At 68.8% G+C, this 11,842-nt stretch carries 7 protein-coding genes; 5 read left to right on the forward strand and 2 right to left on the reverse strand.

The window, feature by feature from the left end; all coding sequences use genetic code 11:
* Window positions 1-114: 114 nt before the first annotated feature.
* From AC5WS7_RS36755 to AC5WS7_RS36775, 5 genes are all read left to right on the forward strand, one after another.
* Window positions 115-1,197: a phage tail tip lysozyme gene (locus AC5WS7_RS36755; RefSeq protein WP_495959259.1), complete on the forward strand. Its 1,083-nt coding sequence runs from the start codon at window positions 115-117 to the stop codon at window positions 1,195-1,197.
* A gap of 479 nt (window positions 1,198-1,676) precedes the next feature.
* Complete coding sequence (locus AC5WS7_RS36760) at window positions 1,677-3,842, forward strand: linalool dehydratase/isomerase domain-containing protein (RefSeq protein ID WP_495959260.1); 2,166 nt, start codon at window positions 1,677-1,679, stop codon at window positions 3,840-3,842.
* Entirely contained in the window at window positions 3,839-5,110 is a 1,272-nt protein-coding gene (locus AC5WS7_RS36765) for a cytochrome P450 family protein (RefSeq protein ID WP_495959261.1), read from the forward strand. The genes AC5WS7_RS36760 and AC5WS7_RS36765 overlap by 4 nt, the downstream gene beginning before the upstream one ends.
* Before the next feature lie 89 nt (window positions 5,111-5,199).
* Window positions 5,200-7,734: an ATP-binding protein gene (locus AC5WS7_RS36770; protein WP_495959262.1), complete on the forward strand. Its 2,535-nt coding sequence runs from the start codon at window positions 5,200-5,202 to the stop codon at window positions 7,732-7,734.
* Window positions 7,735-8,237: 503 nt separating this feature from the next.
* Entirely contained in the window at window positions 8,238-9,407 is a 1,170-nt protein-coding gene (locus AC5WS7_RS36775; RefSeq protein WP_495959263.1) for a globin domain-containing protein, read from the forward strand.
* A gap of 179 nt (window positions 9,408-9,586) precedes the next feature.
* Here the strand turns inward: AC5WS7_RS36775 and AC5WS7_RS36780 are convergent, their stop codons facing one another.
* Both AC5WS7_RS36780 and AC5WS7_RS36785 read right to left on the reverse strand, forming a co-directional pair.
* On the reverse strand, window positions 9,587-10,372 hold the full coding sequence (locus AC5WS7_RS36780) for an FAD-binding oxidoreductase (RefSeq protein WP_495959264.1): 786 nt from the start codon (window positions 10,370-10,372) through the stop codon (window positions 9,587-9,589).
* 57 nt (window positions 10,373-10,429) lie between these two features.
* Window positions 10,430-11,590: an FAD-binding oxidoreductase gene (locus tag AC5WS7_RS36785; RefSeq protein ID WP_495959265.1), complete on the reverse strand. Its 1,161-nt coding sequence runs from the start codon at window positions 11,588-11,590 to the stop codon at window positions 10,430-10,432.
* Window positions 11,591-11,842: the final 252 nt, after the last annotated feature.

The raw sequence follows: 11,842 nt of genomic DNA on the forward strand, positions 1-11,842 counted from the left end.
CCGGACAGCGCCCCTGACCACAGGGGCGCTGTTTTCGTACGCGTGCTCCCAGCATTGGGAGGGCGGCATAGTTGAGGGTGGACAAGGGTGCTCAGGAAGGCTGGGTGATGTGAGGTGGGCGACCAGCATTTTCGTGAGGTGCCCAAGCTCACCGCGCCGGCAAACGCCTCGCCGGGGCTGGCCGCGGCCGTCGACGCCGTATGGCAGTACGCCCAGACGTGTGTCGATCTGACCGGCAACGGCGACCCCTCCACCGCTCCGGATTACTCCGAGCTGCTGCGGGCCGATGTGGGCAAGGACGGCAAATCGCTGACCGACACCTCGAACACCTCCAAGATGGTCGCCGCGTACGACAGTCATTCCGAACAGGTGAAGCAGGTCAAAACGGACCTGGCCGGTTTCGACCACTACGTCGGCGACCACACTGGAGATACCGCGGGCATCGCCGACAGCACGGCCGACAAGATCATCGAAAAGATCAACTGGTTGCAGGGCCAGCTGAACGTGAGCCTGCCCAAGGACGACCCGAAGAGCCTGATAGCGCTCGAGGGCCCGATGCTCACAGCGTGCGCGAACACGGTCGACGAGATTCACAAGGATCTGAAGGAAGCCAATACGCAGATCCAGAAGAAGGCCGCCCAGATCGCCGCGCAGTCACCTCCGACGGTGACCACCAATTCGGACGGCAGCCGAACCTTCCGCACCGGCAACTGGACGCAGAACGTCGCCGCAGCCAACCCTCAGGACCTGTCCGGCGGCGTGAAGGCCACCGCGAAACAGATCTACGACTACCTCTACCAGCACTACGGCCCCGGTACGAAGATGGGACTGACCTCCGCGCAGATCGCGGGCATCCTGGGCAATATGCAGGTCGAGTCCAGCTTCGACACCAGCGCGTGGAACTCCGGCGAGGGCGCCCTGGGACTGTCCCAGTGGGAAGGCGGACGCCTGTCGGCCCTGCGGGCGTTCGCCGCGTCCAGACACACCTCGGCCTCCGATCTGAACACCCAGCTGGACTTCCTGATGTCCGAACTCAACGGCAACGAATCCGGCGCCCTGGCCCAGCTCAAGGCCGCCAACTCCGCGGAAGCCGCGGCCGCCGCATTCGACCAGTACTACGAGCGCAGCTCGGGCTCCTCTCGCGGCACCCGCATGGCCGACGCCCAGAACATCTACAACACCATCGTGCAGGTGTAGGAGTACCGTCCGGGCTCGCCGGGCGGCCCCCGATCGCGCCGCCGCCGAGGTTCGATCGGTTGGTGTGGACACTCTCGTGCGGCACCGGTCTCCAATTCCGTTGCGGCAGCGCCGGACAGGCGTATCCGGTGCCGCCCGATAGGCGTGCTCCGGCTTCGGCAGCGCGTGCCCGGCTTCTGACATCCGTTACCCCACAGCGACATTCGGCGTGCGCATCGCGCCGGGTCGGTGGAGCTTACCGATGTGCGGGCGGTTACTTAGGTAATCACGCTTACTTCCGGACGAGATGAGCCGATCCGTCGAGGAGGTACGCCTGCCGTGGTGTGTTGTCTCTTACTGGGCGGACTGCTGCTGCTGGGACCCGAAGCCCAGCGGGTGTGGCGAATGGTGCGGGGCCGCAACGCTTCTCGGTCGATCCGTGTCGTACCAGCGGAGGTCGGCGTGGCGCGTCATCTGATCGTTCCCGGCGGGGTGGCTCGGTGAACTCGACGGACGGCACTGCCGTTTCTTCTCGTCTGCGCGGTCCGGCGACCGCGCGGTGGTTCGTGCGCACCGTACTCGTGGCCGTCGCGGTGTGGGTGGCCGCGGCCGTCGGCCCGGCGGTGCTGGGGGCATCGCTGCCATGGCGTGCCTTCGGGGCGGGGCTGATCGTGCCCGGTGCGGGGCTGCTGGTCGCGATGCCGCCGCTGGATCATCACTTCGGTACGGCCATGGTCACGGGGCACGCCGTGCTGATCGCTGCCGAGATCGCGGCCGCCGGCTGGGCGCTGCGCCGGCATCCGATACCGGCGGCCGCGGCTGTCGTGGGGCTCGGAGTAGTACTGGCCCTGGGGGTTTCGATGGCGCCGGCCGCTGTCGTCGGCGCCGGACACCTCGTGGCGTTCGCCGGGGTTCTGGTGGCCTCCGGCTGGGCGTACCTGTTCCGGTGCATCGCGCGCTCGGACTATGTGACGCTGCCCGCGATCGTGGTGGTGGCCGCGGTGGTGGGCGCGGCGCTCGCCCGGTACCACGGCGACATGCCCGGCCCGCTGGCCTGGTTCGGGTGGGCCGCACTGGGCATCGCCCTCGGCGGTATCGCGGCGGGCTCGATCCGGGAACTGGTCCGGCACCGCGCCGCCCGGCGTCTCGGGGCGCAGCGGGAGCGATATCTGCGGGAGAGGCACACCGCGGCGCGCACCAACCCGGTCCCGTTGCGTCCCGAGCGCGCGGCGCCGACGGTATCGGAGGCGACTCCGGACCAGCTGGCCCTGGTCCGGCACCTGCTCAGCATCGCCATGCAGCCGCCGCAGGTCTGGGACGGCTTCGACGAGGAAGGGCCCGGCCCGCTGCAGCAGTACCGTTATCAGCTGAACGCACTGGGCTGGGCGCTGTCGATGTACACCTACGCGCACACCCCGGCCCTGGCCGGGCCGCTGCACCTCGCCCAGTGCAATCTGCTCGACCGGATGCGGCGCCCCGAGGTCTGGGGCTACTGGTACCGGGAGAACCTGTTGGGCAACTGGGACTTCCGGCGCCGTCGCGGGGATCCGATCGATGTCCCGCAGAACATCATGTTCACCGGATACCTGAATCTGCAGCTCGGCATGTTCGAGCAGGCCACCGGCGACCCGCGCTACCGCGACCCGGACGCTCTGGAGTTCCGCTGGTCGCCGGATCGGTCGGTGGCCTACGGCCGCGACGCGATCAATGCGATCGTCGTGCGGAACTTCGGCGGGGAACTGTGCCTGTGGCCGTGCGAACCACTGCCGATCGGCAGATCACGCACCCGGGGTCTGGTCTTCCCCTACTGCAACGCGGTGAGCGCGGCCGGCGTCGCGGTCTCGGACGCGCTGTGCGGCACCGGCCACGCGGCCGAACTCGCGCCGCGACTGCGACGCGCGCTCGAGGCCGAATTCACCGCTGCCGACGGCGATATCGTCACCTTCCTGGTGTCCGGCCTGGGACTCACCGCGCGCGGCTTCCGCGGCCCGACCACCACCGCGAGCATCGCGGCGTTCCTCGCGCCGCTGCTGCCCGAACTCGCTTGGCGCGCATGGGAAATCCTGCGCAGGGATTGGCTGGAGACCGGCCGCTACCTCGAACCCGGTTCGGCCGGTACCGAATCCCCGACGGCCGAGGACTGGGGTTCGCGCACCGCGACGAACGCGGAATCCCTCGCCGGGGCCATGTTGCTGGCCCAGGAGATCGGCGAGCCGGACTGGCATGCGGAACTGTGGCGCGCCGCGGGCGATCAGCTGGGGTTCGGTGAATCCGGAAACCGGCCCGGCGTAAGGGATTTCCGCGCCGCGTCGGTGCACGCCAACGGCATGCTCGGGCTGGCCGGACTCGGCCGCCCGTTCGCCTTCACCGATATGCTGTCGACCCCGCGCCCGGCCGGCTGGTCCGCGGGTCCGCGCATTCGCGAGGTGCCGCATCCCGATGTCGTGGTCGCTCGGGCGGTCACCGACGGCGCAGCTCTGGACGCCGTGCTGTGGCCCGGCCTGCGACCCGGACGCTTCGCGCTCGCTCTGGACCGGCTGCAGCCGGGTCGGATCTACACCGCGCACGGCGCCAACGACCGCCAGGTCCGCGCCGACGACCGGGGGACCGCCCGTGTCGTCGTGGATCTGCACGACCGGACCACGATCGAACTGAGGCCGCTATGACCGATTCCCCGACCGCCGTCGACGGTCGGCGAGTGGCGCTGTACGCGCCCGAGTTCGCCGCCGATCCGCACGCGAGTTATCGGAGCATGCGCGAAAACTACGGTCCGCTGGTTCCGGTGGAACTGGCCGAGGGCGTTCCCGCGACCCTGGTGATCGGTTACCGGGCGGCGGTCCGCATCCTCCACGACCCGGAACATTTCCCGGCCGATCCGCGCAGGTGGCAGCAGAACATCCCGGCGGGGTGCCCGGTACGCCCGATGCTCGAGTGGCGGCCCAACGCCATCCGCAGTGCGGGCAGTGAACACCTGCGGTACCGCCAGGCCAATGTCGCCGCCATCGCGGCCGTCGATCTGCACGGGTTGCACGCCGTCGTCGAGGACATCGCCATCGCCCTGATCAACGGCTTCTGCGAGGACGGGACGGCCGACCTGCTCGGTCAGTACGCGACTCCGCTGGCCTTCCAGGTGATCAACACCATGCTGGGCTGCTCGGCGGACATCGGGCAGCGCGTCGCGGCCGGAATCATGGCGATGTTCGAGGGGAACGACGCCGCCCACGGCAATGCGATGCTGATCGAGGCGTTGAGCGAACTGGTCGCGCACAAGCATCGCGAGCCGGGCGAGGACATCACGACCCGATTGATCCGTCACCCCGCCGGACTCGACGATCGCGAGGTCGTCGAACAACTGGTCCCGCTCTACGGGGCCGGCGTCGAACCCACGCTCAACCTCATCGCCAACACCCTGCTGGCGGCCCTGGGCGAGCAGGGATTCGGTGCGGTCCTGGGCGGTAGCCTGCCGACCCGCGACGCTCTGGACGAGGTGCTGTTCACCGATCCGCCGATCGCGAATTTCTGCATGACCTACCCGCGTCACCCGATCCTGATCGAGGACGTCTGGCTACCCGCGCACCAGCCGGTGGTGATCAGCATCGCCGCCTGCAACAACGACCCGTCGATCAGCGCCGGCGGCGACCACATCGGCAACCGGTCCCATCTCGCGTGGGGCGCGGGCCCGCACGCCTGCCCCGCGCGTCAGGCGGCGTACCTGATCGCGCAGGACGGGGTGGATCAGCTGCTGGACGCGCTGCCGGACATCCAGCTCGGCGTCGCGCCCGACGCGCTCGCCTGGCGGCCCGGTCCCTTTCATCGAGCACTGGCCGCGCTGCCGGTCGTCTTTCCGCCGTCCCGGCCGTTCCGGACGGGCGTCGCGCCGGGCGCGCCGTCGACGGCGCGGCACATTGCCGCGAAGCCGGTCTCGTCCGGGTGATCCGCGATAATCGTTGTGGCGCTCGGGTTTCGGGTAGCCGTCGGCGAATGCCGAGCTGATCGGCGCGGTCGATGGCTATTGTCGTGAACATGTCGGCACGGCCCCGCGACGAGTTCGATACCACGGTGTCGGCGGACGACTTCGTCGGACGCCGATCGGATGTGGACGCCCTCATCACCCTGCTGCTGCGCAATACCCGGTTGGTCACGCTGCTCGGGCCCGGCGGAATCGGGAAGACCAGGCTCGCCACCGAGGCGTGCGAGCGGTTGCGGGACACGCCGGTGTACTGGGCGCGGCTGGCCCATCTGCCCGCGCGCAGCGATGCGGAGACCGTGGCCGAGGAGATCGCCAGATCCGTTGTGACCACCGACTTCTCGGGCCGGCGCCGGTGGGACGCGCTCGTCGCCACACTGACCGGCGCCGATCGCGGCGGCCGGTCTCGGCCGCTGCTCGTGCTGGACAACTGCGAGCACGTCCTGCCCGGTGTCGGGCGGGTCGTCACCCGGCTGCTCACGGCGATCCCGCGATTGCGCGTCCTGGCGACCAGCCGGGAGGCCATCGATTGGGTCGACGAGTACCGGTTCGAGGTGCCGCCGCTGTCCGCCGACCAGGCGCTGGAGCTGTTCCGCCGCCGCGCCGAGCTGACCGGTCATCCGGTCGTGAGTGCCGAGGAGCGCGCGCTCGCCGTGCGGATCTGCCGGCAGATGGACCACCACCCGCTGTACATCCGGCTCGCGGCCGGACGGCTGGTACGTCAGCCGCTGGCGCAGATCGCCCGGCAATTGGACGCCGATTCGGGTGCGGACCGGCGGTTGGACTGGATCCCCGGCCCGGCGCTGGGCGCCGAGGCACGTCATCGCAGCATCAACGACGTCGTGAGCTGGTCCTACGATCTGTGCGGGGAGAAGGAGAAGCTGCTCTTCGACCGGATGGCCGTCTTCGCCACCGGATACGACACCACCCCGAACAGCGCGGTGACCTTCGACGTCGGCACGGATCTGGAGGCGATCCGCGCGGTATGCGCCGATCCGGAAGCGGCCGGACCCGCCGCGGAATCCGGATCGCACGCCGGCCCGATCCGTCTCGGCGCAGGCGAGATCGAGGCGGCGCTGGAGCGGCTGGCCGACCAGTCGCTGGTGTCCCGGCACATCGGTGCCGCGGTGGTGACCTATTCGCTGTCGGAGAATCTCCGGGTCTACGCGCAGCAACGATTGCGCGAGCGGTCGGCGCACGGTATGGACGAAGCCGCGCGGTGTGTCGAGCGGCACCGTAACTACTACCGCGACAAGGTATTACACGCGGCCGCCAGCTACTTCGGACCGGCCGAACGCGAGCTGCTGGCCTGGGCGATGGCAGCCTGGAACAATATCGTCATCGCGCTGGACCGCAGCCTCGCACCGGGCGGCGACGCCGCGCAGGGGCTGGAGATCTGCGTCGGCCTGCTGATTCTGCGGTTGCCGTTCTTCAAGGGTTCGTTCCGGGAGATGCGGCTGTGGACCGAGCGCGCGCTCGCCGCGACCGCCGGCGCCGCCGCCTCGCCGCGGGCCGGCGAGCTGCGGGTGACCGCGATGTCGTTGCTGGTGTGGATTCTGTTGTGCCAGGGGCAGACCGGTGATGCCGAGCGGCTCCTCGACGAATGCGTCCGGGAATGTGCGCCGGAGCCGGCCGGCGACTGGCGCCGGGAACCCGATCACGATCTCGGCCTGCCCGCTGTGGTCGACTTCGCCTGGGGCGTAGAGCTTTTCCTGAGCCGGAAGGATCCGGTCGCGGTCGCGGTGCTCGATCGCGCCCGGGAGAAGTTCGCTCGCGCCGGGAACACCTCCGGCGCGATTCCCAGCGAACAGTTCGCGGCGCTCGCGGCGGTTCTGCTCGGACCGCTCGAGCAAGCGCGCGAACTCGCCCGCAGGTATCTGGAACACACTGCCACCGTGGGCATTTCGTGGACCAGGCTGTGGGCGGAGCTGACCTGGTCGATCGTGCTCACCCGGCTCGGCCGCGCGGAAGAGGCGCTCGAGCTGCAACGGTCGGTGCTGGCGAACGTGGTTGCCTCCCGCGAGCAGTGGGCCGCGCTCTGGGCCGTGCAGTTCCGGGCCTGGTCGTTGGCGCGCCTGATCGCCGGCAGCGGCGCGGCGCGTGCGGCCGGGCGGAACAGTATGACCTCGGCCACCGAGATCGCCCTGCTCGCCGGGGGCGCGCGGACACTTCGTGCCGGGCTCGGCGTCGAGATCAGCAGGCTCGGCCCGTTCGACGACATCGCCGCGGAAGCGGTCCGCGTGGCGCGAGACGTGCTGGGGCGGCGCGCTTTCGAGAATGCCGAAAAGCGCGGGGCGACAATGCGGCCGGAGCTTCAGGAAGTGCACCGGCTCGCGATGGGCGCCTCGACGATCGACGATCTGCCGCCGCCGCCGGGTGAACAGCGTGACCTCCCCCGGGAGTGGTACGACCTCACCCGTGCCGAACAGGCGGTCGCGCGGCTGGCCGCCGCCGGATGCACCAATTCCGTCATCGCCGCGCGGCGCGGCACCTCGCGCCGGACGGTCGATGCTCAGATGAGCACCATCTTCCAGAAGCTTCGGATCACCTCGCGCGGCGAGATCGCCGAATTCCTACCCGAGAAGCCCTGAGCGCGGGCGGTCTCCGGCAGCGGCCGATCCCGCTCGACGACGTGATCGGCCGCTGTCGTCTCGCTCGTCGCGGATTCGGGTTGCGGGAGGTGTGCTGTGCTCGCGGGCGGTATCACGCGGCACGGAGCGCCGACGGAATCGCCGGTGAGGTGGCGAGAATGTTGCCGGATGGCTGATCCGAGCCTGCGGGAGCGTTCGGATCGACCGGTGATCGATTGCAGAGAGATCGCTGCACAATCGAGTCTTTCAAAACGAATCATGTTGTTCCAGTGCTGATTCGCTGGGGAATGACCGAATTTACTGGGCAAACGGTTGGTTTCGAGGTGTCCCGACCGGCTCCGGGCAGGTTCGGCGGGAATTACATGCGGGATGTTCGGTCGGTTCGGTCCGTCACTGGCAAACCTCGCATACACTCGGATCGCATCGGCTGCTGCCGGGTTTCTGGACGGTGCGTCACTCGTGGCCGGACTCGTATTCGAGTGCGAAATGAGGGTGTGAGACAGATGGATTCGCGTGCCGCCGCATTGGTCAGGACGACGTTCAAAGCGGTTGCTGCGGATGAGGCGGGGCATGAGAAATTGGCGAGATCGTTCTATGCGATCTTGTTCACCGCGCAACCGCAGCTGCGCGAGTACTTTCCCGCATCCCTCGACACCCAGCGTGAGCGCCTGGTCAAGGCCCTGGCCCACGTGGTGGACCGGCTGGACGAGCCCGATGAGCTGCTGCCGTTCCTCGCGCAGCTCGGGCGTGATCACCGCAAGTACGGCATCGAGCCGGAACACTATCCCTGCGTGGGGAAATCGCTGATTACATCGGTACGCGCCCATGCGGGCACCGAGCTGTGGACCGAGGAGGCGGAGCACGCCTGGCAGGAGTGCGTCGACCTGATCACGCGAACCATGATCGTGGGCGCGGGGGACCGGGACACGCCCGCGGTGTGGGCCGGCACCGTGATCGAACATCGCCGGGTGCTGAACGATCTGGCGGTCGTGCGGGTGCGGCTGGATCAGCCGATGCACTACGCCGCGGGGCAGTACCTGAGCGTGCAGATTCCGTCCCGGCTGCGGATGTGGCGGTATCTGTCCCCGGCCGTTCCCTCGAATGCCGAGGGGGAGATCGAATTCCACGTGCGCGGCCGCACCGGCGGCTGGGTCAGCCCCGCGCTGGTCGGTCACACCGCCGTCGGGGACCGGTGGTTGTTGAGCGCGCCGATGGGCGGGCTCGGGGTGCCCCGAAACACCCGCCGCAAACTGCTGATGATCGGCTGCGGAACCGGAATCGCCCCGCTGCGAGCACAACTCGTGGCGATGTCACGTCGCCGGTCCAATCCGCGAGTGCACCTGTTCGTCGGCGGGCACCATCCGTGCGATCTGTACGACCTCGAGACGCTGAGCCAGTTGGCGGCGGCCGGCAAATGGCTGACGGTCACCCCGATCGTCGAAAGCGACGAGAACCCTTGGTGGTACTTCGATTCCGACGCGCCCTCGGCGGATCTGCCGGGCCTGGACCCGCGCCGCACCGGCCGGATCGGCGCCGTCGTGGCGGGGTACGGCCCGTGGGCCGATCGCGACGTGCAGATCGCGGGCTCCCCATCGATGGTGCAAACCACCAAATTCCGGCTGATGGCCGCGGGCACCCCGGCCGCCAACATCCGCCACGATCCGTACCTCTGACCTCCGCTCCGTTCCGGTGGGTTCGCGGCCCCCTGGTCTCACCGTTCGGCCCCGTGTCGGTACTCGTTCCTCGCACCGCCACGCGTCCGACCGGCGAGACGGGCCGCGAACTGGTGCCGGCGTTGTGCGGCGCCGGCGGAACCAGGCGGGCGGGTGTGTCTCGCGTGCCCGAGCCGGGTTCAAACCCCTTCGTAGCGAATGGCTTCCGCCGGGGTGCCGGTCTGGATCAGGCGGTCGACGGTGGCGGTGGTCATGCCGGGGGAACCGCAGACCAGGATCTGATGGTGTTCCAGGGGGCCCATCTCGCCGACGACGTCCGCCAGGGTGCCCTCCAGCATCTCGTCCACGTCGAAGCCCACATCCACCCTGCAAGCCTCGTACCAGGGGTCTTCCCAGGTCGGATCGTCGGGGCTCTCGACCACGGGAACGACTGTCAGCCAGGGCAATTCGCCGGTCAGCAGGTAGAGCATGTCGGAGGCGTACAGGTCGCGGGGGGAGCGGCCGCCGATGAACAGATGGGTGCGCGGCGGTTCCGGGCGACGCGAGATCTCCAGCAGGATCGAACGCAGCGGCGCCAGGCCGGTGCCGCCGGCCAGCATCACCACGTCGGTGGCGTCGTTGTCGACCGACAGCCAGCCCGCGGGGTCGGTGATCCGCCATTCGTCGCCCGGCTGGGTCTCCGCGACGATCGAGCCGCTGCACCACCCGCCCGGCACGGTCCGGACATGGAACTCCAACTTGCCGTCCCGCGAGGGCGCCAGGGCGGGCGACAACCGCCGCCGCACCCCGGGGTGCTGCGGAATCTGCACCTCGACCGACTGCCCGGCGACGAAGGGCACATAATCACCGATCAACCGCACCACCGCGATGTCGTGCCGCAGGCGGTGGTGGCCGACCACCGTCGCGGCCCATTCGGTGGGCGCGCCGAGGTGGATTTCGCCGGTCTCATCGGGGCCGAGGGTCATACACCATCCCTGTTCGTCGAACTGCCTTGTGCTGCGGTCGAATAGCTCGGCCGCGGATCACACCGGATCCGCGGTGATGGCCCATTCCGGCGTGCCGACCGCCAGCAGGGCTCGCGTGGTCGCGGCGATCATCCGGGCCGATCCGGCGATCTGGATCTGCCGATCCGACCAGGAGCCGAAGCTGGCCACCACCGCACCCAGATTACCGATCAGCCGCCGGTGCATGCCGAACGGCGGATCGGCCGGGGGGTGCGGATACCACCACGGATTGGAAGCGTTCTCGCACACCGGAATCACGGTCAGCCACGGATTGCTCAGCGAGAGCTGCCACATGTTCTGCACGTCGTACAGATCGCACGGATACTGCCCGCCCATGAAGAAGTGCACCCGCGGATTGTCTGTGCGCCTGCCCATTTCGATGAGCTGGGCGCGCAGCGGCGCGATACCGGTGCCCGAGCCGATCATCAGCACATCGGTGCCGCTGTCGCGGTCCACGTGCAGTCCGCCCAGCGGGCCGGCGATCTGCCAGACGTCGCCCACCTCGGTCTCGGCGACGATGGCCGGGCTCACCCAGCCGTTCGCCACCTTGCGGACGTGGAATTCGATCTCCCCGTAGGGATTCGTCGGAATCGCGGGCGACAGGTACCGCCACATCTTGGGCCGCTGCGGCACCGACACCGGGACGTACTGTCCGGCCTGATACGGAATCGGCGTCTCGGACTGCAGCCGCACGATCGCCAGATCCTCCAGCACCTGCCGGTGCCCGACCACCGTGGCCTCCCAGAACGGCTGGGAGGTATCGGAATTCGCGCCGATGGCCATCGAGGCGGAGATGAGGATGCCGATATCGCGCCAGCCCTCCTCGAGTTCGCGGGACCAGCCGCCGATCCCGCAATAGGTGCGGAACGCGGCCACGATCGCGCGGCCGGCGATATCGTAATGTGCCGCCTCGACACCGTACTTGCGGTGGTCCCGGGCGAGCTGTTCGAGGAAGTGCTGGGCGCGGTCCCAGTCCTCGAGATGGTCGAGCACGAACTGCACGGCGGTCATCACGCGCTTGGGCTGCATGTCCATGGCGGGCGGGAACAGCTCCCGCAGCCGAGGGTTCTCGCCGAACATATGGCCGTAGAACGCGCTGACCAGCCGTTCCGGACCGTTCGGGGCTTCGACGACGGACCGGAAATTGGCGCGGACCAGCGCAGCCGAACGCGCATCCACGACTCGAGCTTCCTTTCTGCATACCACCGATCCGGGCGCGGGCCCGGATCGGCTCGGGTTCCAGTATCCCCGAAAAAACCGTGGTCGCACGGTTATGAGGTCTTGACGGTACCCAACCTCGCCGAGGGCGAAACGTCGTGGTCGACCGGTTCGCGGGGCTAGCGTGGTGGAAGCGGTCCCGGGCCATGTTGCGAGTACCGCGGAAAAGAACCAAACTTGAGCGGAACAGACTCAACTTCTACTGCGTTGAAG

The sequence above is a fragment of the Nocardia sp. PLKS1-43 genome (assembly GCF_059510335.1).

Bases quoted from the DNA above. Each gene is read 5' to 3' on its own strand.
- AC5WS7_RS36765 (WP_495959261.1), top strand. From the start codon at position 3,839: ATGACCGATTCCCCGACCGCCGTCGACGGTCGGCGAGTGGCGCTGTAC.
- AC5WS7_RS36770 (WP_495959262.1), top strand. From the start codon at position 5,200: ATGTCGGCACGGCCCCGCGACGAGTTCGATACCACGGTGTCGGCGGAC.
- AC5WS7_RS36775 (WP_495959263.1), top strand. From the start codon at position 8,238: ATGGATTCGCGTGCCGCCGCATTGGTCAGGACGACGTTCAAAGCGGTT.
- AC5WS7_RS36780 (WP_495959264.1), bottom strand. From the start codon at position 10,372: ATGACCCTCGGCCCCGATGAGACCGGCGAAATCCACCTCGGCGCGCCC.